Origin of the sequence: Burkholderia sp. Tr-862, from assembly GCF_011753085.1 — a bacterium.
Lineage (GTDB): Bacteria > Pseudomonadota > Gammaproteobacteria > Burkholderiales > Burkholderiaceae > Burkholderia > Burkholderia ambifaria.
In genome coordinates, this window is the sequence record NZ_VWWG01000090.1 from 1 (window position 1) to 19,899 (window position 19,899).

The window sequence follows — 19,899 nt, forward strand, 5'->3', positions numbered from 1 at the left end:
TGCTCCTGATCCGCAGCCCGCGCGGCGACCTGACGCTCGCGAACGTGCAGACGGTGCGCGCGGGCGATGCGGCCGCGCCGTTCGACCTGGTGCTGCTGAGCTGCAAGGCCTACAGCCTCGACGATGCGATCGCGTCGTTCGCGCCGTTCGTCGGGCCGTCGACGCTGATCCTGCCGATGCTCAACGGGATGCGCCATCTCGACGTGCTGCGCGACCGGTTCGGCGCCGCGCAGGTGCTGGGCGGCCTGTGCGTGATCGCGGCGACGCTCGATCGCGAGCAGCGGATCGTGCATCTGAACGATACGCACGGGCTGTCGTTCGGCGAACTCGCCGGCGGCGAATCGGCGCGTGTGCGCGCGGTGGCCGACGTGCTCGGCGGCGCGGGCTTCGATGCGACGCTCAGCGACGACATCGCTGCACGGATGTGGGACAAGTGGGTGTTCCTCGCGACGCTCGCGGCGAGCACGTCGCTGTTTCGCGGCTCGGTCGGCGACATTCTCGCCGCGCCGGACGGCCGCCGTCTGCTCCAGACGATGCTCGACGAATGCAGCGCGATTGCCGCGCACAACGGTTACCGGCCCGATCCGGCCGCGATCGAGCGGATGCAGCGGATGGTGCTGACGCCATCGCCGCTGACCGCGTCGATGCTGCGCGACGTCGAGAACCACGCGCGGGTCGAAGCCGATCACGTGATCGGCGACCTGCTCGCGCGCCGCGACCCGCAGGCGGCGGATGCGTTGTCGCTGCTGCGCATCGCCTACAACCACCTGAAGACCTACGAAGTGCGCGTCGCACGGGAAAGCGCGGCTGCGTCGTCGCGGTAGCCGTCGGCGTCGAGCCGCCTTGCCGGATACGCAGGGCGGCCGGTCGTTGCCGCCGCCGGCCGGCGCGCATTCCGCGCTGCACAATTTTGCCGTCCGGCGTCGTTTCCGCCCGCAAACCGCAAAAAAGTATCGAAAATCAGGCGTAAAGTTGGTGGAGCCGCGCGCGCGATCGACCTACATTGCTTTCCATGCGACCGGTCGCGACGCTGAACGGCCCGGCCAGCGACACATGGGAATGGAGACGCCAGGATGATGCACCCCGATCTGGAAGTGGTCGAAGTGCGACGCGACGAGTCGTTCAAGGTCTGGTCGCACGGCTATCCGTATCGCACGATCCGCTGGCATTTCCATCCCGAATTCGAACTGCACCTGATCGTCGCGACGCGCGGCAAGTATTTCGTCGGCGACCATATCGGCTCGTTCGGCCCGGGCCATCTCGTGCTGCTCGGCCCGAACCTGCCGCACAACTGGGTCAGTGACATGGCGGAAGGCGAAACCGTCGAGCGCCGCAACCTGGTGATCCAATTCGATCCGTCGTTCGTGCGCCGCTGCATGGACGCGTTTCCCGAATGCCGCGAGGCGCAGGCGCTGCTCGACGACGCGCGACGCGGCGTCGGCTTCGATGACGACACGAGCGCGGCGATCGCGCCGCTGTTCGACGAGTTGCTGGGCGCACGCGGCATGCGCCGCATCGCGCTGTTCATGACGATCCTCGAGCGGCTGTGCGGCGCGGCGGAACGCACGCTGCTCGCGAGCCCCGCCTACGACCAGGCGCACGTGACGCCCACGCGGCTCAGCCACGCGCTGTCATACATCGGCAAGAACCTCGCGTCGGAGCTGCGCGAATCGGAGCTCGCGCAACTGACCGGGCAGAGCGTCAGCGCGTTCTCGCGCGCGTTCCACCGTCACACGGGTTTGCCGTTCGTCCAGTACGTGAACCGCCTGCGCATCGAATCCGCGTGCCAGATGCTGCTCGCCGACGACGCGAACATCACCGACATCTGCTTCCAGGCCGGCTTCAACAACGTGTCCAACTTCAACCGCCAGTTCCGCGCGGTGAAGGGGATGGCGCCGTCCGAGTTTCGCGCGCTCCAGCGCCTGAACGCGCGCAGCCGTGAACTCGCGCTGCACGCGGCGCCCACCGGCAACCCGATGCCGCCGCGCGTGGTCACGCCCGGCGCGCCCGGGCTCGTACCGCAGCCCGGATGATCGCCGGGCGCTCGCCCGCCCGACCTTTTCCCGCCGTTTCACCCAGCCGATCGCGCCGTTCACGTCGCGAGGGGCTCGCTTACCCACGAAAAAGCCGCACACAACCGGAGACACCGTCATGACGCACGCATCGCCCACCGCATTGCCTACCGCATCGCCCGCTTCCTCCCCGCGCCGCAGCGTCCGCCTCGCGGCCCTTGCCACGCTTGCCGTAGCGGCCGTGCTGCCGGCCGTCGCGCAGGCCGCGCCGCTGCGCATCGGCATGACGTTCCAGGAGCTGAACAACCCGTATTTCGTGACGATGCAGAAGGCGCTGAACGACGCGGCCGCGTCGATCGGCGCGCAGGTCGTCGTCACCGACGCGCATCACGACGTCAGCAAGCAGGTGAGCGACGTCGAGGACATGCTGCAGAAGAAGATCGACATCCTGCTCGTGAACCCGACCGACTCGACCGGCATCCAGTCCGCGATCACGCAGGCGAAGAAGGCCGGCGCGGTGGTCGTGGCCGTCGATGCGAACGCGAACGGCCCGGTCGATTCGTTCGTCGGCTCGAAGAACTACGACGCCGGCGTGATGTCGTGCGAATACCTCGCGAAGGCGATCGGCGGCAGCGGCGAGGTGGCGATCCTCGACGGCATTCCGGTTGTGCCGATTCTCGAACGCGTGCGCGGCTGCAAGGCCGGGCTCGCGAAATTCCCGAACGTGAAGCTGGTCGATACGCAGAACGGCAAGCAGGAGCGCGCGACCGCGCTGTCGGTGACCGAAAACATGATCTCCGCGCATCCGAACCTGAAGGGCATCTTCAGCGTGAACGACGGCGGCTCGATGGGCGCGCTGGCCGCGATCGAGGGTTCCGGCAAGGACATCAAGCTGACGAGCGTCGACGGCGCGCCCGAGGCGATCGCGGCGATCCAGAAGCCGAACTCGAAGTTCATCGAGACGACCGCACAGTTTCCGGCCGACCAGGTGCGCATCGCGCTCGGTATCGCGATCGCGCGCAAGTGGGGCGCGACGGTGCCGAAGGCGATTCCGGTCGACGTGAAGGTCGTCGATCGCGGCAACGCGAAGGGGTTCAGCTGGTGAGCGACGTGCGACGCGACGTGAAGGGCGGCGGCGCGGCCGGCGCCTTTCATACGGAGAAGCCGATGGACACGATACTGAAGCTCGGCCACATCACGAAAAGCTTTCCGGGCGTGAAGGCGCTGTCGGACATTCATCTCGAGATCGCGCGCGGCGAGATTCACGCGCTGCTCGGCGAGAACGGCGCCGGCAAGTCGACGCTGATGAAGATCCTCTGCGGGATCCATCAACCGGACGCGGGCACGATCGAGATCGACGGTACCGCGCGGCATTTCTCGAATTATCACGACGCGGTCGCGGCCGGTGTCGGCATCGTGTTCCAGGAATTCAGCCTGATTCCGCACCTCGATGCCGTCGACAACCTGTTCCTCGGCCGTGAGCTGCGTACGCGCTGGGGCGTGCGCGACCGCGCGCGGATGCGCCGCGCGGCGGCCGGCATCTTCGCGCGGCTTGGCGTGTCGATCGATCTCGATGCGCCGCTGCGCACGCTGTCGGTCGCGCAGCAGCAGTTCGTCGAGATCGGCAAGGCGCTGTCGCTCGATGCGCGCATCCTGATTCTCGACGAGCCGACCGCCACGCTCACGCCGGCCGAGGCCGAACACCTGTTTGCGATCATGCGCGAGCTGAAGCGGCAGGGTGTCGCGATGATCTTCATCTCGCATCATCTCGACGAAATCTTTGCCGTATGCGATCGCATCACGGTGTTGCGCGATGGCCAGTATGTCGCGACGACCGACGTCGCGCGCACGGACGTCGAGCAGCTGGTTCGGATGATGGTCGGCCGCCGGCTCGAGAGCAGCTTTCCGCCGAAGCCGGTGCGGCCTGCCGATGCGCCGGCCGTGCTCGAAGTCGACGCGCTGCAGATCGACCGCGACGGCCCGGTGAACCGCTTCGCGCTGCATGCGGGCGAGATCCTCGGTTTCGCCGGCCTCGTCGGCTCGGGCCGCACCGAGACCGCGCTCGCGGTGATCGGTGCGACGCGCGCGCATCGCAAGACGGTGCGCGTGCGCGGCACGCCGGCGAAGCTTGCCGATCCGGCCGACGCGCTGCGTGCGGGCATCGGCCTCCTGCCGGAAAGCCGCAAGACGGAGGGGCTCGTCACGTCGTTTTCGATCCGCGACAACGTCTCGTTGAACAACCTCGGCAAGTACCGGTCGATGCGCTGGCTGATCGACCGCCGCGGCGAGGCCCGCACCACGCACGACGTGATGCGGCGCGTCGGCGTGAAGGCGCCGTCGATCCATACCGAGGTGGCCACGCTGTCCGGCGGCAACCAGCAGAAGGTCGTGATCGCGCGCTGGCTGAACCATCACGCGAGCGTGCTGATCTTCGACGAGCCGACGCGCGGCATCGACGTCGGCGCCAAAGCGGAAATCTACGGGCTGATGCGCGAACTCACCGCGCGCGGCTACGCCATCATCATGATCTCGTCCGAACTGCCGGAGATCGTCGGCATGTGCGATCGCGTCGCCGTGTTCCGGCAGGGCCGCATCGAGGCGACGCTCGAAGGCGACGAGATCGATCCCGACACGGTCATGACCCATGCCACGGCCGGCACGCGAGGAGCGACCCATGAACCTGCCTGATTCTTCTTCCACGCCTTCCACGACGCTTGCGGCGGCTGCCGTCGATGCGCCGCCGCCGCGCGCGATGTGGGTGCAGTTGCGGCGCTCGACGCTGTTCTATCCGCTCGTCGGCCTGATCGCCGTGTGCATCGCGATGATGATCGCGAGCCCGAGTTTCCTGTCGGCGGCGAACCTGGAAAACGTGCTGCGCCAGGTCTCGATCAACGCGATCATCGCGGTCGGCATGACCTGCGTGATCCTGACGGGCGGGATCGACCTGTCGGTGGGCTCGGTGATGGCGTTGTCCGGGACGCTCGCGGCCGGACTGATGGTGGCCGGCGTCAACGCCGTCGCCGCGCTCGCGATCGGCATCGCGGTGGGCTTCGGTTTCGGCTTCCTGAACGGCGTGTTCGTCGCGTTCGCGGGGATGCCGCCGATCATCGTCACGCTCGCGACGATGGGCATCGCGCGTGGCCTCGCGCTCATCTATACGGGCGGCTATCCGATCGACGGGCTGCCCGACTGGGTCGCGTTCTTCGGCAGCGGCAAGGTGCTTGGTATCCAGGCGCCCGTGCTGATCATGCTGATCGTCTATGCGATCGCGTGGCTGCTGCTCGATCGCATGCCGTTCGGCCGCTATGTGTATGCGATCGGCGGCAACGAGCAGGCGACGCGGCTGACCGGCGTGCGCGTCGCGCGCGTGAAGCTGATCGTCTATACGCTGGCCGGGCTCACGTCCGCGCTCGCCGCGATCGTGCTCACCGGACGCCTGATGAGCGGACAGCCGAACGCGGGCGTGGGCTTCGAGCTCGACGCGATCGCGGCCGTCGTGATGGGCGGCACGTCGATCTCCGGCGGGCGCGGCGCGATTCTCGGCACGCTCGTCGGCGCGCTGCTGCTCGGCGTGCTCAACAACGGACTGAACATGATCGGCGTGAACCCGTATGTGCAGAACGTGATCAAGGGCGGAATCATCCTGCTCGCGATCTACATCAGCCGCGAACGATCGCGGTAACCGGCTATTCATCAGAAATCCGAATCATCAACGGAAGAGACAACTCATGACGACACCCGAAGCCCAGCCGAGCATGACCGCGGTGGTTTGCCACGGCCCCGAGGATTACCGCGTCGAACAGGTCGCGAAGCCGCGCGCGGGCGCGAACGAACTCGTGATCCGCATCGCCGCGTGCGGGATCTGCGCGAGCGACTGCAAGTGCTATACCGGCGCGAAGATGTTCTGGGGCGGCCCGAGTCCGTGGGTGAAGGCGCCCGTGATTCCCGGCCATGAATTCTTCGGCTACGTGGAAGCGCTCGGCGACGGCGCGGCCGCGCATTTCGGCGTCGCGCCGGGCGACCGCGTGATCGCCGAGCAGATCGTGCCGTGCGGCAAGTGCCGCTACTGCAAGTCGGGACAGTACTGGATGTGCGAGGTGCACAACATCTTCGGTTTCCAGCGCGAGGTCGCCGACGGCGGGATGGCCGAGTACATGCGCATTCCACCGACCGCGATCGTCCACAAGATTCCGCTCGGCGTGTCGCTCGAGGATGCCGCGATCATCGAGCCGCTGTCGTGCGCGATCCATACCGTGAACCGCGGCGACCTCCAGCTCGACGATGTGGTCGTGATCGCCGGCGCAGGCCCGCTCGGGCTGATGATGACGCAGGTCGCACACCTGAAGACGCCGAAGAAGCTCGTCGTGATCGACCTGCTCGACGAGCGGCTCGACCTCGCGCGGCAATACGGCGCCGACGTAACGATCAATCCGACGCGCGACGATGCGCGCGAGATCGTCCGCACGCTGACCGACGGCTACGGATGCGACGTGTACATCGAGACGACCGGTGCGCCGGTCGGCGTGAACCAGGGGCTGGAACTGATCCGCAAGCTCGGCCGCTTCGTCGAGTTCAGCGTGTTCGGCGAGGACACGACCGTCGACTGGTCGATCATCGGCGATCGCAAGGAGCTCGACGTGCGCGGCGCACACCTGGGGCCATACTGTTATCCGGTCGCGATCGACCTGCTCGCGCGCGGGCTCGTCACGTCGAAGGGCATCGTCACGCACGGCTTCGCGCTGGAGGACTGGGACGACGCGATCCGCGTCGCGAAATCGCCCGAATCGATCAAGGTGCTGCTGAAGCCGGCCCGTTGAAGGCCGGCGCGTGCGCCTCACCGGAGACATCATGGAATACGTCATAGGCGTCGACATCGGCACGCAGAGCACCAAGGCGCTGCTCGTCGACCGGCACGGCACGATCGTCGCGCGGCGCTCGGCCGGCTATCAGCCCGACACGCCGCGCCCGTTGTGGGCCGAGCAGTGGCCGCAGGTGTGGTTCGACGCGGTGCTCGACTGCATCGCGGGCTGCGTGAGCGACGCGCGCGCGCACGGCGTGCCGGCCGATGCGATTCGCGCCGTGTGCGTGAGCAGCCTGTACGGCGGCTCCGGCGTTCCGGTCGACAGCGACATGCGGCCGATTCATCCGTGCCTGATCTGGATGGACCGGCGCGCGACCGCGGAAGTCGACTGGGTGAACGCCAACGTGAACGTCGAGCGGCTGCGCGTGATCACGGGCAACGGCGTCGACAGCTACTACGGGTTCACCAAGATGCTGTGGCTGCGCGAACAGCGCCCGGACGTGTGGGCGAACGTGCGCTACTTCCTGCCGCCGAATGCCTACGTGATCTACCTGCTGACCGGCGAGGTCGCGGTCGATCACAGTTCGGCCGGCAACATCGGCGGCGTGTATGACGTCGCGCGCCGCGAGTGGTCCGACGACGCGCTCGACATGCTCGGCATCCCCGCGACGATGATGCCCGAGCGGCTCGTCCAGTCGACCGATATCGTCGGCGGGCTACTGTCGCAATGGACGGAGCAGCTCGGCTTGCCGGCCGGCACGCCGGTCGTCGCGGGCGGTGTCGACGCAGCCGTCGCGACCTTTGCGGCCGGCGCGACGCGCGGCGGGCAGCATGTCGCGATGATCGGTACCAGCATGTGCTGGGGCTACGTGAACCAGCACGTCGATGCGCGGCACGGGCTCGTCAGCATGCCGCACGTGTTCGACGGGCAGCGCGACCTGTACGTGTTCGGTGGCGCGATCACGGCCGGCGCGTCGGTCGCGTGGTTTCGCGACCAGTTCTGTCACGCGGAGATCGATGCGGCGAGGTTGCTGCCGCACGGCGATCCGCACGTGCTGCTGGAGGAGGCGGCCGAGCGCGTGCCGCCCGGCGCGGATGGCGTGCTGTTCCTGCCGTACCTGATGGGCGAACGCAGCCCGGTGTGGGATGCGCAGGCGAGCGGCGCGTTCGTCGGGCTGAGCCTCGCGCATACGCGTGCGCACCTGTATCGCGCCGTGCTCGAAGGCGTCGCGTTCGCACTGCGGCACAACATCGAGGCCGGCCGGCGTGGCACGGTGGCGCTGGACGACCGGTTGATCGTCGTCGGCGGGGCCGCGCATTCGGCGCTATGGATGCAGATCATCGCGGACGTGACGGGTTTTCCGGTATGGACGATCGAGCAGGACGTCGAAGCCGCGATGGGTGCCGCGCTGCTCGCAGGCGTCGGGGCGGGGCTCGTGTCGCACGACGACGCGCAGGGCGGCTGGGTCACGCTCGTCGAACGCGCACGGCCCGATGCCGGGCGCGCGAATGCGTATGCGGCGCGCTTTGCGCTCTATACGGCGCTGTATCCGGCACTCAAACCGATCATGCACGAACTGCGCACGTCATCATGAAGACGCGATTCGATTTCAGCGGTTCAAGGGTGCTTGTCACCGGCGCGTCGAGCGGGATCGGGCGCGCATGCGCGGTTGCGCTGGCGCGTGCCGGCGCACGGGTCGTCGCGGCGGGGCGCGATGCGGCCGCGCTCGACGTGCTGGCCGGCGAAATTGCCTGCGATACCTTGCGCGTCGATGTCGGCGGCGACGAACAGGCGATCGATGCGGCGCTTGCCGCGCACGACGCGTTCGATGCGCTCGTCAATTGCGCGGGCATCGCGTCGCTCGAGCCGGGGCTCGAGATCAGCGCCGAGCACTTCGATCGCGTGATGGCCGTCAATGCGCGTGGCGCTGCGCTCGTCGCACGGGCCGTCGCGCGGAAGATGATCGCGCGCGACGGGCGTGGCGCCGTGCGTGCCCGGGGCAGCATCGTCAACGTATCGAGCCAGGCCGCGCTGGTCGGCTTGCCTGCGCATCTGAGCTATTGCGCGTCGAAGGCAGCGCTCGACGCGATTACGCGTGTGCTGTGCATCGAACTTGGCGCGCACGGGATTCGTGTGAACAGCGTGAACCCGACCGTCACGCTCACGCCGATGGCGCAATTCGCATGGAGCGAACCGGAAAAGCGCGCGCCGATGCTCGCGGCGATTCCGCTCGGGCGCTTCGCGGAGCCGGACGAGGTCGTCGAGCCGATCCTGTTCCTGCTGAGCGACGCGGCCTCGATGATCAGCGGCGTGTCGCTGGCGATCGACGGCGGGTATACGGCACGGTAGCAGGTGCTCGGGCGACGTGGCGAGCGCGACCGTCGGCCGCGCCCCGGAGGTGCGTGCCGGATCGGCCTCGAAAAGGGTGAATGCAACGTGAGGGCCGCGCGCCCGGCTAAACGGGATCCTTGCTCGGCGGCCCGTCGGGCTGCTGCGGGTTGTCGTGCGGATGTCCCGGCGGAGGTGGCGACAGCGGGTCGTCTTCCGGATCGCGGTTCGGATCGGCCGGGGGCTCGGGCATCGGGGTCGTGTGGTCCATGGAGCGCTCGTGCAATGCGTGACGACGGTGGCGCGGAGGGCGCGCCTCGTCTTCGTTATAGGCAATCGGGCGAGCGTTTGCAGCGGGATTCTCGCGGCGGCATCTGGATTGCCGGCGATATTCGCGTGTCTGCAGGTATCGCGCCGGATCTCGCGGTGGCACGTATGTGCAATGCGCTGCGCGGCCGGCGCGCGCCGGTATCAGCGCAGATCCGCCGGCGTATCGACGTCGCGCAGGATGCCGGGATCGTCGACGTCGAGCAGGTTCACCGGCGCACTGGCGAACAGCGCGCGGGCGCCTGTATCGCCGTCGAGCGCGGCGAGTGCATCGTAATGGTGCGCGGCGAAACCGACCGGATGGCCGCGCACGCCGCGATGCACGGGGGCGACGATCGACGCGTCGTCGCCGTCGAGCGCGCGCGTGAGCATTTCGTAGGTGGACGCCGCGATCCACGGCATATCGCCGAGCGCGACCAGCCAGCCGGTCGCTTCGGGCGTCGTGCGGACACCGACCGCGAGGCTCGCGCCCATGCCGCGCATCGCGTCGGGCGCGTAGACGACCTGGCAGCCGGCTTCGTTCAGCAGAATCGCGAGTTTTTCGGCGCCGGGACGCACGACGGCGATCACGTCCGCCGTGGCTGCGGCGAGATGACGAGCGGCGGCGACCGCAACCGGCGTGCCGTCGGGAAGCAGCGCGAGCAGCTTGCTGTGCAGACCGCTTGGGTCGAAGCGTTGACCGAGACCGCCGGCGAGCAGGACGCCGGTGGCGAGTGACGCATAGGACATCGGCGCGGGGGAAGGAAGGCAGGTGCTGCGATTGTGCGGGAGCACGCGGGGATCGGCAAGGGAGGATGTTACCGAGTCACGCCGGTCGGATCGGGAAAACCGTCGACGCTTCGTCGAGCGTGCTTTCCTCGACAGGACCGAAAATTGCGTGCGATTCGTTCCGCATGACGGCCCAATAGCGATCGCCGAACGACCAGTGCCACCATTCGGACGGGTAATTCGTGAAGCCGGCGCGCGTCAGCGCCGCGATCAGCACGTGGCGGTTTCGCGCGGCCGGGCGGCTGATGAACGTGTTGTGCGTGTAGCACGCGCCGGACGACTCCCGGTCGGTCGCATTCATGATGGTGCCCATGTCGGCTTCGATACCGTCTGCCGATATCAACGTGAGATCGACGGCGGCGCCGGTCGGATGCGCGGCGACTTCCGGCGGCGCGACGTAGTGGCTCGCGAGTTCGTACAGGGCTTCGTCGGACGGTAGTGGATTCAGCGTGCGGTGCAGGTGCGCGAGATGTTCGGTGAAATACGCGCGTTGCAGCGCCAGCGGGCGATAGCCCTCCTTCACGTACAGGCGCACGCCGGCAGGCAGTGTATGTGCGGCGGCGGCCAGCCGCTCGGCGACGCCGCGGCGTACCTTCAGGAAATGCGGGCTCGTGTTGTTTTCGATGTGGGTGCGGCGGAGGTCGACCGCGATGCGTTCATCGAAGGTAGCGAGATCGACGAATCCTTCATGCGACTCCATCAGGGCAATCGACCGGACGGCGGGATCGGAGAGCGGTATCACGGTAGCGGGCAAATGGCACGACGAAGGCCGCGGGCCACGAACCGGTGTCGAGCAGGGCGGCCGTGGTCGTTTTGGTCAGACGAATCGCCAATATGCCAGAGTCCGGCGGACGATGTTTCGCGGTTTGCCCCACGGGCGGGCGATGCTTACCAGAGCGTCTTGACGTGCGCGTACGCGCGGATTTTTTCGTCGCGCGTGATCAACTGAGCGCAGGGTCGCCCGCAACCCACCACACCAATGCATGCGTATCGGGCAATTACCGCGACGCTTCCCAATCATCTTCCGCAATCGGATCGAGAGGATTGTCGTAGCGCATGACCGAGCCGCGCAATATGTCCAACGGCTGAGCTTCGCGCGAGCGATACGGCCGGATCTCGAGCGTCGGCTTGCCGTGGTCGGTGACGATCAGGCTTTCACCCGACGCTTCGACGAGCCGGAAGTATTCGAGTGCGCGAGCGTTGAATTCGGATTTCGATACGGGAGCGTGCAGCATCACGATATGAGCATGGTCATTTGACAACGGTCATTTTGGACTTGCAGTTCGAGCGTGCGCAAGCGCCGGGCGCATGGCGGGCTCTACGCATCCGCCCACTTCCTCAACAGGTTGTGATAAATCCCCGTCAATGAAATGACCATCGGATCCTTCGCGCCTTTTTCCGCAGACAGCGCCTGAATCTGCGTATCGAGCTGAAACAGCAGCGTGCGATCGCCGTCGTCGCGCACCATGCTCTGAATCCAGAAGAACGAAGCAACGCGCTCGCCACGCGTCACCGGCGTCACGTGATGCAGGCTCGACGCCGGATACAGCACGAGATCGCCGGCCGGCAGCTTCGCGCGATGCACGCCGTACGTATCTTCCACGCACAGCTCGCCGCCGTCGTACGCATCGGGCTCCTCGAGAAACAGCGTCGCCGACAGATCGCTGCGCACACGAAAATCCGTGCCGCGCAGCAGCCGGATCGCGTTGTCCACGTGCGTGCCGAACGTCTCGCCGCCTGCATAGCGATTGAACAGCGGCGGAAACACCTTCAATGGCAGCGCCGCCGAAAAGAACAGCGCATGCCGCGCCAGCGCATCCTGGATCGCATCGCCGACCGCCCGTGCGACCGGCGATCCTTCCGGCAACTGCCGGTTGCGCTTCGCGAGCGCCGACTGCGCGCCGGACGTCGCGTTGCCGTCGACCCAGTCGGCAGCATCGAGCAGGTCGCGGCATTGCGCGACCTGCACCTTGGTCAGCACGCCGGGGATATGAAGCATCATGATTCGAATTCCATGCCGTGAGACGGCAGCCGCAGCGCCTCCGCGCGCAATGCAGCGAGCGGCGACGACGCAAGATACGCACGCATCTTTGCGACGAACGCCGGCGTGGCGGTGGCCGGCACACGCGCGAGCCAGACGAGTGCTTCGTCGATGCGCCCGCGATCGGCGAGCAGCCGCGCATAGTTGAACTGGCCGCGGAAGTCGCCGGCCTCGGCGGCGCGGCGATAGTGATCGAACGCGGTGTCGACATCGGCGGTCACGACCCAGCCGTCCTCGTAGAAACCGCCGATCAGGTTGATCGACTTCGCATGGCCGAGCGCGGCCGCGCGGCGAAACCAGTCGAGCGCGTCGGCGCGGTTCTCGTCGATGCCGTTGCCGAGCGCGAGCGCCGTCGCGTAGTTGTACATGCCCCAATCGAGGCCCGCCTGCGCGGCAAGCCGGTACCAATACACGGCCACCGGCGCGCACGCGGCCGTGCCCCAGCCGAATTCGTAGCAGCGCCCGAGCATGTTCATCGCCATCGGATGGCCGGCCCGCGCCGCATGCCCGAACCAGCCGAACGCGGCGGCCGGATCGCGCGTGACGCCGTGTCCGTCGAGCAGATACTGTCCGTAGACGGCCTGCGCGTCGACGATCCCGTGATCGGCGGCCGCCGCGACCCACGCGGCGGCGCGCTCGGGCGGCCCGGCCAGGATGTCGGCGAACGCGCGCGGCGACACCGACGCGAGCGCCTTCAGCGAGACGGCTTCCATCGATCAGTAGCGCGCATTCAGCGTGATGAACGCCGAGCGGCCCGGCGCGATCGACGCGTAGTGCGACGGATACGCCTGATCGAAGTACGTGCGGTTGAACAGGTTGTTCACATTCAACTGCAGGTCGAGCTTCTTGTTGATCCGGTACTGCGCCATCGCGTCGAAGCGCCAGTACGACGGCACCGCGCGCAGGTTCGCCGGATCGCCGAACACTTCCGACATGTAGAACGCGCCGCCGCCGACGGTGAACTTCGGCGTCACGTCGTAGTTCGACCACATCGTCAGGCTGTGCTTCGGCGTGTTCGGGAAGCGGTGGCCGTTGTTCGCGGCGTCCTTGCCGTTGTCGCGCAGCTCGCTCTTCATGTACGTGTAGCCGCCGAACACCTGCCACTGCTTCGTGATCTGCCCGGCGACGCCGAGCTCGAGACCCTGCACGCGCTTGTTGCCGACCATCGCGTACTGGTTGTTCGGCAGCGTCACGCGCGCATTCGTCGTATCGATCTGGAACAGCGCGGCGGTGAGCGCGAGCTTGTCGTTTAGCACGTTCCACTTCGTGCCGAGCTCGATGCTGCGGTTCTTTTCCGGCGCCATCTGGTCGGCGTTCGGCCCGACGCCGCCGCGGCCCGGCGTGAGCGACTGCGTTTCGCTGCCTTCGCCGAGCAGCATGCCGGCCGGCGTCGACGACGTCGCATACGACGCGTAGATGCTGCCGTTTTGCGCGGGCTTGAACACGAGGCCGGCCTGCCAGTTGACGAGCGTGTCGTCGCGCGTGTAGGTCTTGCCGCCGTTGGCCGTGGTGTCGGTGAAGCGGGTCGAGTAGTCGTCGACGCGCACGCCGCCGTTCACCTGCCAGCGCGGCGTGATCTCGATCGTGTCGAAGCCGTAGATCGACTTCGTCGTGGTGCGCGCATGCGCGTAATCGTTGTTGCGCGTGACCGAGCCGGCCCACGGATCGTTCGGGTTCGGCGACCAGAGGCTCGTGCAGTTGTAGCCCGATGCGGCGCCGATGCCCTTCTGGCAGATCTTGCCGGTGTCGGTCGCCACCTTGTACGAATCGCGCTTGCCCCATTCGCGCGACAGTTCGATGCCGGTCGTGAAACTGTGCTTGAACGGGCCGGTACGGAATTCGCCGAACAATTCGGTCAGGTTCGCGAGGCTGTTGATCGAGCTGTCGCGGTTGTTGTTGCGGCGCCAGACCTTGCCGTTCACCACGTTGCCCTGGCTGTCGTCGGGCTGTGTCCAGATGTAGTCCTGCGTCGATTCGGTATAGCGCGTGGTGTTGCGCACCGTCAGCCCCGGCGTGATGTCGTGCTCGATCCGGATCGTGCTGATGTCGGACGTGGTCTTGCGGAAGTCGCGGTCGATCAGGCCGTAGAAGTTGTGGCGGTCGACGGGCGCCGGATAGATCGTGTCGACGTTCGCGGGCTTGTTCGACGTCGTGTAGAAGTACGGAATGCCGCCGTCGGGCATGTCGTCGGTCGACAGGTGGTAGTAGCTCGCGGTCACGCGCGTCGGCGTGCCGAGACCAAACGCGATCGACGGCGCGACGCCCCAGCGCTCGTTGTTGACCACGTCGCGGCCGGCGACGTCGTTGTTGTGGCTCATCAGGTTCAGGCGGAACGCGGCGTGATCGGCGAATTGCCAGTTGCCGTCAGCCGTGAAGCGGCGATAGCGGTCGGTGCCGAGGCCCGCGCTCGCGGCAGCCGTCGTGCCGAGGTGCGGGGCCTTGGTGATCAGGTTGATGCTGCCGCCCGCGCCGCCGCGGCCGCCGTACGCGCCGTCGGAACCCTTGGTGATCTCGATGCGCTCGGTGTTGAAGATCTCGCGGGTGGTCGCGCCCGTGTCGCGCATCCCGTCGACGAACATGCTGCCCTGCGTGTCGTAGCCGCGGATGAACGGCCGATCGCCGAGCGGGTTGCCGCCTTCGCCCGCGCCGAACGTGATGCCGGGCACCGTGCGCAGCGCTTCGGTCAGCGTTGCCGCACCGCTGTTCTGGATCAGTTCCTGCGGGATCACGGTTACCGACTTCGGCGTGTCGACGAGCGGGGCGGTGAATTTCGCGGAGGCGGAAAAGTCGGCCTTGTAGCTGTGCTCGGTCTTGCCCTGGATCTCGATCGGTGCGAGATGGCCTTCGGTGCTGACCGGGGCGGGCGACGGCGTGCCGTCGGCGAACGCGGGGCTCGCGGCGAGCACGCTGCACAGGGTGGTGAATTTGCCGAGCTTCAACTCGTCAGGACGGGACTTCATGGTGCGCTTCGACCTCGCGGTTTGGCCCGGGAACGGCGCGTTTCGCAAACGTGTATGCCGCCCGGAATTATTACGATTTGTTTTCAGTCGGGCATTCTATGTAACTTTTTGGTGAATGAGAAGCGTTCTTGTTCGCATTTGTAGGAAGAACGTTGACGAATGTCACGGCGGCCGGCGGAGTTTGCTGGGCGGGGAAGATGGCCGAATGGCCGAGTGTGAAGGGCCGTCGAACGAGCTACAGTGGTCGCGTTTTCATTCGTCCCCCGTGACAGCAAGGTGATAATCTGAATGCATTGAAAGCAATTGTGGCGGGGTGCATCATGCCGGTTATTACCGTTCGAAATTTGCCCGACGAGGTGCATCGCGCGCTTCGCATCCGTGCGGCGCAACATGGTCGGAGTACCGAAGCGGAGGTGCGCGCGATCCTCGAGGAGGCCGTTCGGCCCGGCGGGCGGGCGAAGCTTGGGACGCTGCTGGCCGAAATCGGGCGGGAGGCGGGCGGTGTCGATTTCGAGGCTCCGCGCGACAGCGCGCCAACCGATCCGATGAGCTTCGAATGATCCTCGTCGATACCAACGTCATTTCCGAGCCGCTGCGACGTGAGCCGAGTGCGGCCGTGATCGAATGGCTCGATGCGCAGAATGTCGAGACGCTGTTTCTTGCCGCGATCAGTCTCGCGGAAATGCGCTTCGGCGTGGCCGCCTTGCCGGAGGGGCGAAGGCGGGATTGGCTGCACCAAAGCATCGAGCAGCGCGTCGTGCCGCTGTTTCGCGGCCGGATCCTGCCGTTCGACGATGCGGCCAGTAAAGCCTATGCGAGCCTTCGCGCGAAGGCTCGTGCTACAGGCAACGCGATGACGTCTGCCGATGGATTTATCGCTGCAACGGCCACGGCGAACGGCTTGATCGTGGCGACGCGCGACGTCGCGCCGTTCGAAGCGGCGGGCTTGCGCGTGATCGACCCGTGGGCCCGGTAACGCCGTGCCGGCCGCTCCCACGTCCCCCGCTGCGAAAATGAAAACGCGCCGTGCAAGGCGGCGCGTTGTGCGTCATGTCGGCGTGCGCGGCCCCCTGAACTGAAGCGATCAAGGGCGGCCGCGTGGCGCCGGATGCGGTTCAATCGATCCCGTGAAACACCGCATCCTCCGGCCCGAGGTACGCCGGCGGGCGCCACGTTGCGTCGCGCATCGAATGCTGGACGAGATTCTCGACGCCGAGCAGCACCGCGAAGATCGCCATCCGCACCGGAATGCCGTTGTCGGTCTGTCGGAAAATCGCGAGACGCGGATCGCGGTTCAGGTCGACCGACAGGTCGTTCGCACCGGGCCGGCTGTCGCGCGGCAGCGGGTGCATGATCAGCGTGTCGGGTTTGCAGACGGAATCGACGAGTGCCTGGTTGATCTGGAAATCCGGCGTATAGCCTTCGAACGACTCGTCGGTGAAGCGCTCCTTCTGGATCCGCGTCGCATAGACGACGTCCGCGCCGCGCAGCCCCGCGGCGAGGTCGTTGGTCTGCTCGATCACGTGGCCGTTCGTCGCGATCTGCTCGATGATGTACGCCGGCATTTCGAGCGTCGGCGGCGATACGAGCGTGAACTTCAGCCCGCGGTACAGCGCGAGCAGCTTGACGAGCGAATGCACGGTGCGGCCGTATTTCAGGTCGCCGACGAGCGCGATGTGCGCGCCGTCGACGATCTTGCCGAGTCGCGAGAATTCGCGCTGGATCGTATAGAGATCGAGCAGCGCCTGGCTCGGGTGTTCGCCCGGGCCGTCGCCGCCGTTGATCACCGGCAGGTTGGTCGCGCGGGCGAATTCGGCAACCGAGCCTTTCTCCGGGTGGCGGATCACGAGTGCGTCGACATAGCCGGCCATCACGCGGCTCGTGTCGTAGATCGATTCGCCCTTGGCCATCGACGAGAACGTGAAGCCGGTCGTGTCGCATACCGAGCCGCCGAGCCGGCAGAAGGCCGCGCCGAACGACACGCGGGTGCGCGTGCTGGCTTCGAAGAACAGGTTGCCGAGCACGGCGCCTTCGAGCACGCGCGAAATCTTGTGGCGGCGCGCGATCGGCTGCATCACGTCGGCGACGCGGAAGAGCGCCTCGACCGAATCGCGCGAGAACTGGTCCACCGAGATCAACTGCGGCTTGCCTTCGAACAGGAATTGCTTCGAGAGCCCTTGTTTGTCTACGCTTTGCGTATAGTCGCCGCCGTCTGGGGCCGAGCGTTCGACGATTTCCGACACGAAGCGCTCGACGATCTCGGGCATTCCGCGCGATTCCTGCGAGTCGTCGGGCAATAGCCACGTATCGAGCGCGCGACGACTCACGCCGATGCGGTTCGCGAACGCTTCGCGGGTCATGTTGAGGCGGCGCATCGCGTCGCGCAGGAAGGCTTGCTGGGGAACGGTCATCGGCAGCACCTGATGGTAAATGTACGCGGTGCGTATATTAGTTTGCGAGCCGGCGAAGTCAAGGAAAATCTGCGTGCCACGGCTGTGCGGCACGCGTGACACCGGCTCGGCCACTACTGGCGTGCGGCGGCCGTCTCCGTATAATCAGGTCAGGCCCCGTGTCCTGCGCGTTGCAGGGCACCACGCCGCATACGATTCGCCCGGTCGGGCTTGTTGATTCGAAGGAGAACGAGAATGACGCGTACGATTGCTGCAGTGCTGCTGGTGGTGACTGCCGCGCTCGCCGGTTGCAATACCGTTGCGGGCGTGGGGCAGGACATTTCGAAGGGTGGCCAGGCGATCAGCGACTCGGCTGAAAAGGCGAAGTAAGTCGCCGGGCTCCGGAATGCAGAAGGCGCCGGGCCGTCCCGCGATTGCGGGGCGGCCCGGCGCCTTTTTTCATGGTTCGCGATGAAGGCGCAGGCGGCGTCAGGCGCTTTCCACGAATGCGTAACGGCCGTCGACCTTGCGGGGCGTGAACCAGCCGAAGTCGGGGAACATCCGGTTGCGGACGAACCAGACGTAGCCCAGCAGGATGACCGTCACCCCGAGGCTCGGCAGCGCCGACGACGGATCGTGTGCGAGATCGGCGATGGTCTTCGGCAGTTGCAGCAGCGAAAGAATGATGAACGCGTGATATGCGCCGACGCGATGGGTCGCGAAGCCCCAGATGAACAGCAGGGACAGCGGCACGGTCAGCACGAGGAACAGCCCCGCAAGGCCTTTGCCGAGCATGCCGGTGCTGCCGGATTCGCTGGCGGCGGCCGCGATGAGATAGCCGAGCGCGAGGCTGATCAGCAACTGCGCGATGCCGAGCCCGATCAGGATCCAGGTGTGCACCTTGTTCTTTCTGCACAGCTCGGGGTCGGGGCGCGACGCGATCAGGCGTGCGAGCACGTGATCCTTGAGGCCCTGTCCGGCCAGCTCGGCCAGCACGTCGGCCTTCCTTGCGCCCGCGGACAGCAGCGCCGCGATTCTCGTTCTGGCTTCCTTCTTGTTCATGGCGATGCGAATTATTGTTCGATGGTTGTCAAATGGCCCGGCCCCGCGAATATTGCATCTTGCGCGACGGTGCGCAACGGTTTTGCCGCGCGCGGACACATTCCTACAGTCGTCGCTCGCGCGGATCAATCGCTGGCGGTCGATGTGGATGCCGCCGGCCCTGTCGGCAACCTCGACTGTGCATCCGTTTCGCGTGGCGGCGGTTCACGTCGCCGCGTCGCGCCCACCAGCATCCCCGTGACGACGAGCGCGATGCCGAGCAGCCGCGTGCCGCCGAGCGTCTCGCCGAACAGCGCGACGGCGAACAGCACGGCCGAGACCGGCGCGACCGCCGTGAACAGCGCGGCTTCAGTGCCGCTCGTGCGTGCCGAACCCGCATACCAGCAGAGGTAGCCGAGCACGGTCGGCACCAGTGCGTAGTACGCGATCGCCGATATCGCGCTGATGGTCCAGCCGGCCGCCTGCGCGTGCCATTCGAACGCGGCCGGCACCAGCGCGAGCATGAAGCCGAGGCCCGACATCGCCGTCGACAGCGCGAGCGGCGGCAACGGCGTCGACAACCGCCGGTTGAGCAGGATGAACACGGCTTCGCAGGCGACGGCGGCCAGCACCAGCGCGTCGCCGGCGAGCGTCCGTAGCGACGGCATGGCCTGGCCGGGCGCGAACGTGACGAACAGCACGCCGGCGGTGGCGAGCGCGGCCGCCCCCCAGTCGCGCGGCGTCTGCCGCTCGCGTAGCACGAGCGCCGCGATCAGCGTCGACATCGCCGGCAGCGTGCCGAGCATCACGCCGGCATCGATCGGCGACGACAGCTTCGTGCCGCTGATCAGCAGCACGGTATAGCCGACTCCGCCCGCCGCCGCCTGGACCACCAGCAGGACGGCGTCGCGCGCGCAGATACGCGGCCACCGCATTCGCTGCGCACGCATCAGCGCGTACAGCAACGGGGTTGCGATCAGGAAGCGCAGCGCGGTGGCCGCGAACGGCGGCAGGCCGTCGGCCGCGAGACGGCTCGCGATGACGGTGCTGCCGACGCCCGCCATCGCGGCGGCGAGATAGAGATAGCCGATCAGTCGTGTCTTCATGCGCCGCATCGTGCCGTGCGGCGGCGCGGGCGTCTTGAACGAAATTGCAGCGAGGATGGCGAGCGGGAGGGCGCGTGGTGCTGCGTCCACGGTCTCAGGGTGGCCGGTAACGCAGGCATCGAAC

The 19,899-nt window shown here is 66.9% G+C and carries 21 protein-coding genes; 11 read left to right on the forward strand and 10 right to left on the reverse strand.

The features are described from left to right. The 8 genes from F3J14_RS21860 to F3J14_RS21895 form a co-directional block, all read left to right on the forward strand. Window positions 1-824: ketopantoate reductase family protein (locus tag F3J14_RS21860; RefSeq protein WP_166724786.1), on the forward strand; the 824-nt coding region annotated here is incomplete at its 5' end. Window positions 825-1,073: 249 nt separating this feature from the next. After that, window positions 1,074-2,033 carry an AraC family transcriptional regulator gene (locus tag F3J14_RS21865; protein WP_166724787.1) on the forward strand — a complete coding sequence of 320 codons (960 nt, stop codon included), beginning with the start codon at window positions 1,074-1,076 and terminating at the stop codon, window positions 2,031-2,033. A gap of 118 nt (window positions 2,034-2,151) precedes the next feature. Further along, window positions 2,152-3,117, forward strand: a complete 966-nt coding sequence (locus F3J14_RS21870) for a substrate-binding domain-containing protein (protein WP_166724788.1) — start codon at window positions 2,152-2,154, stop codon at window positions 3,115-3,117. Window positions 3,118-3,179: 62 nt separating this feature from the next. Then, window positions 3,180-4,700, forward strand: a complete 1,521-nt coding sequence (locus tag F3J14_RS21875) for a sugar ABC transporter ATP-binding protein (RefSeq protein ID WP_166724810.1) — start codon at window positions 3,180-3,182, stop codon at window positions 4,698-4,700. Continuing rightward, window positions 4,687-5,694, forward strand: coding sequence for an ABC transporter permease (locus F3J14_RS21880; RefSeq protein WP_166724789.1), 1,008 nt, complete (start codon window positions 4,687-4,689; stop codon window positions 5,692-5,694). Before F3J14_RS21875 ends, F3J14_RS21880 begins: the two co-directional genes overlap by 14 nt. A gap of 46 nt (window positions 5,695-5,740) precedes the next feature. Then, window positions 5,741-6,829 carry an alcohol dehydrogenase catalytic domain-containing protein gene (locus F3J14_RS21885; RefSeq protein ID WP_166724790.1) on the forward strand — a complete coding sequence of 363 codons (1,089 nt, stop codon included), beginning with the start codon at window positions 5,741-5,743 and terminating at the stop codon, window positions 6,827-6,829. A gap of 31 nt (window positions 6,830-6,860) precedes the next feature. Next, complete coding sequence (locus tag F3J14_RS21890; RefSeq protein ID WP_166724791.1) at window positions 6,861-8,408, forward strand: FGGY-family carbohydrate kinase; 1,548 nt, start codon at window positions 6,861-6,863, stop codon at window positions 8,406-8,408. Next, complete coding sequence (locus F3J14_RS21895; protein ID WP_166724792.1) at window positions 8,405-9,163, forward strand: SDR family oxidoreductase; 759 nt, start codon at window positions 8,405-8,407, stop codon at window positions 9,161-9,163. Before F3J14_RS21890 ends, F3J14_RS21895 begins: the two co-directional genes overlap by 4 nt. A gap of 106 nt (window positions 9,164-9,269) precedes the next feature. On the opposite strand, the gene F3J14_RS21900 is transcribed toward F3J14_RS21895, so the two are convergent. The 7 genes from F3J14_RS21900 to F3J14_RS21930 form a co-directional block, all read right to left on the reverse strand. Next, window positions 9,270-9,413: a hypothetical protein gene (locus tag F3J14_RS21900; protein ID WP_006752960.1), complete on the reverse strand. Its 144-nt coding sequence runs from the start codon at window positions 9,411-9,413 to the stop codon at window positions 9,270-9,272. A 200-nt stretch (window positions 9,414-9,613) separates the two neighbouring features. Continuing rightward, window positions 9,614-10,198: a nucleotidyltransferase family protein gene (locus F3J14_RS21905; RefSeq protein WP_166724811.1), complete on the reverse strand. Its 585-nt coding sequence runs from the start codon at window positions 10,196-10,198 to the stop codon at window positions 9,614-9,616. Between the two features lie 76 nt (window positions 10,199-10,274). Beyond that, window positions 10,275-10,937 carry a M15 family metallopeptidase gene (locus F3J14_RS21910; RefSeq protein ID WP_247682265.1) on the reverse strand — a complete coding sequence of 221 codons (663 nt, stop codon included), beginning with the start codon at window positions 10,935-10,937 and terminating at the stop codon, window positions 10,275-10,277. Between the two features lie 298 nt (window positions 10,938-11,235). Continuing rightward, window positions 11,236-11,475 (reverse strand): type II toxin-antitoxin system Phd/YefM family antitoxin, encoded by a 240-nt coding sequence (locus tag F3J14_RS21915; RefSeq protein WP_166724794.1) that lies wholly within the window; start codon window positions 11,473-11,475, stop codon window positions 11,236-11,238. A gap of 80 nt (window positions 11,476-11,555) precedes the next feature. Continuing rightward, on the reverse strand, window positions 11,556-12,239 hold the full coding sequence (locus F3J14_RS21920) for a Fe2+-dependent dioxygenase (RefSeq protein ID WP_166724795.1): 684 nt from the start codon (window positions 12,237-12,239) through the stop codon (window positions 11,556-11,558). Then, on the reverse strand, window positions 12,236-12,991 hold the full coding sequence (locus tag F3J14_RS21925; protein WP_166724796.1) for a tetratricopeptide repeat protein: 756 nt from the start codon (window positions 12,989-12,991) through the stop codon (window positions 12,236-12,238). The genes F3J14_RS21920 and F3J14_RS21925 overlap by 4 nt, the downstream gene beginning before the upstream one ends. Before the next feature lie 3 nt (window positions 12,992-12,994). Next, window positions 12,995-15,238 (reverse strand): TonB-dependent siderophore receptor, encoded by a 2,244-nt coding sequence (locus F3J14_RS21930; RefSeq protein ID WP_166724797.1) that lies wholly within the window; start codon window positions 15,236-15,238, stop codon window positions 12,995-12,997. Between the two features lie 320 nt (window positions 15,239-15,558). Here F3J14_RS21930 and F3J14_RS21935 point away from each other — a divergent pair, with 320 nt between their 5' ends. Beyond that, window positions 15,559-15,798 carry an Arc family DNA-binding protein gene (locus F3J14_RS21935; RefSeq protein WP_166724798.1) on the forward strand — a complete coding sequence of 80 codons (240 nt, stop codon included), beginning with the start codon at window positions 15,559-15,561 and terminating at the stop codon, window positions 15,796-15,798. Continuing rightward, window positions 15,795-16,214 carry a type II toxin-antitoxin system VapC family toxin gene (locus F3J14_RS21940; RefSeq protein ID WP_166724799.1) on the forward strand — a complete coding sequence of 140 codons (420 nt, stop codon included), beginning with the start codon at window positions 15,795-15,797 and terminating at the stop codon, window positions 16,212-16,214. The genes F3J14_RS21935 and F3J14_RS21940 overlap by 4 nt, the downstream gene beginning before the upstream one ends. 139 nt (window positions 16,215-16,353) lie before the next feature. On the opposite strand, the gene F3J14_RS21945 is transcribed toward F3J14_RS21940, so the two are convergent. After that, window positions 16,354-17,649, reverse strand: a complete 1,296-nt coding sequence (locus tag F3J14_RS21945; protein WP_006758102.1) for an aspartate carbamoyltransferase — start codon at window positions 17,647-17,649, stop codon at window positions 16,354-16,356. 234 nt (window positions 17,650-17,883) lie between these two features. Here F3J14_RS21945 and F3J14_RS21950 point away from each other — a divergent pair, with 234 nt between their 5' ends. Further along, window positions 17,884-18,018: an entericidin A/B family lipoprotein gene (locus F3J14_RS21950; protein ID WP_011659177.1), complete on the forward strand. Its 135-nt coding sequence runs from the start codon at window positions 17,884-17,886 to the stop codon at window positions 18,016-18,018. A gap of 99 nt (window positions 18,019-18,117) precedes the next feature. Here F3J14_RS21950 and F3J14_RS21955 read toward each other — a convergent pair whose 3' ends face one another. Beyond that, window positions 18,118-18,690, reverse strand: coding sequence for a permease (locus tag F3J14_RS21955; RefSeq protein ID WP_166724800.1), 573 nt, complete (start codon window positions 18,688-18,690; stop codon window positions 18,118-18,120). A gap of 125 nt (window positions 18,691-18,815) precedes the next feature. After that, complete coding sequence (locus F3J14_RS21960) at window positions 18,816-19,775, reverse strand: DMT family transporter (RefSeq protein ID WP_166724801.1); 960 nt, start codon at window positions 19,773-19,775, stop codon at window positions 18,816-18,818. Between the last annotated feature and the right edge of the window lie 124 nt (window positions 19,776-19,899).

Coding starts and splice junctions, on each gene's coding strand:
- F3J14_RS21865 (WP_166724787.1), top strand. CDS start 1,074: ATGATGCACCCCGATCTGGAAGTGGTCGAAGTGCGACGCGACGAGTCG.
- F3J14_RS21870 (WP_166724788.1), top strand. CDS start 2,152: ATGACGCACGCATCGCCCACCGCATTGCCTACCGCATCGCCCGCTTCC.
- F3J14_RS21925 (WP_166724796.1), bottom strand. CDS start 12,991: ATGGAAGCCGTCTCGCTGAAGGCGCTCGCGTCGGTGTCGCCGCGCGCG.
- F3J14_RS21940 (WP_166724799.1), top strand. CDS start 15,795: ATGATCCTCGTCGATACCAACGTCATTTCCGAGCCGCTGCGACGTGAG.
- F3J14_RS21910 (WP_247682265.1), bottom strand. CDS start 10,937: ATGGAGTCGCATGAAGGATTCGTCGATCTCGCTACCTTCGATGAACGC.
- F3J14_RS21895 (WP_166724792.1), top strand. CDS start 8,405: ATGAAGACGCGATTCGATTTCAGCGGTTCAAGGGTGCTTGTCACCGGC.
- F3J14_RS21930 (WP_166724797.1), bottom strand. CDS start 15,238: ATGAAGTCCCGTCCTGACGAGTTGAAGCTCGGCAAATTCACCACCCTG.
- F3J14_RS21885 (WP_166724790.1), top strand. CDS start 5,741: ATGACGACACCCGAAGCCCAGCCGAGCATGACCGCGGTGGTTTGCCAC.
- F3J14_RS21920 (WP_166724795.1), bottom strand. CDS start 12,239: ATGATGCTTCATATCCCCGGCGTGCTGACCAAGGTGCAGGTCGCGCAA.
- F3J14_RS21960 (WP_166724801.1), bottom strand. CDS start 19,775: ATGAAGACACGACTGATCGGCTATCTCTATCTCGCCGCCGCGATGGCG.
- F3J14_RS21880 (WP_166724789.1), top strand. CDS start 4,687: ATGAACCTGCCTGATTCTTCTTCCACGCCTTCCACGACGCTTGCGGCG.
- F3J14_RS21905 (WP_166724811.1), bottom strand. CDS start 10,198: ATGTCCTATGCGTCACTCGCCACCGGCGTCCTGCTCGCCGGCGGTCTC.
- F3J14_RS21890 (WP_166724791.1), top strand. CDS start 6,861: ATGGAATACGTCATAGGCGTCGACATCGGCACGCAGAGCACCAAGGCG.
- F3J14_RS21875 (WP_166724810.1), top strand. CDS start 3,180: ATGGACACGATACTGAAGCTCGGCCACATCACGAAAAGCTTTCCGGGC.
- F3J14_RS21950 (WP_011659177.1), top strand. CDS start 17,884: ATGACGCGTACGATTGCTGCAGTGCTGCTGGTGGTGACTGCCGCGCTC.
- F3J14_RS21955 (WP_166724800.1), bottom strand. CDS start 18,690: ATGAACAAGAAGGAAGCCAGAACGAGAATCGCGGCGCTGCTGTCCGCG.
- F3J14_RS21935 (WP_166724798.1), top strand. CDS start 15,559: ATGCCGGTTATTACCGTTCGAAATTTGCCCGACGAGGTGCATCGCGCG.
- F3J14_RS21900 (WP_006752960.1), bottom strand. CDS start 9,413: ATGGACCACACGACCCCGATGCCCGAGCCCCCGGCCGATCCGAACCGC.
- F3J14_RS21945 (WP_006758102.1), bottom strand. CDS start 17,649: ATGACCGTTCCCCAGCAAGCCTTCCTGCGCGACGCGATGCGCCGCCTC.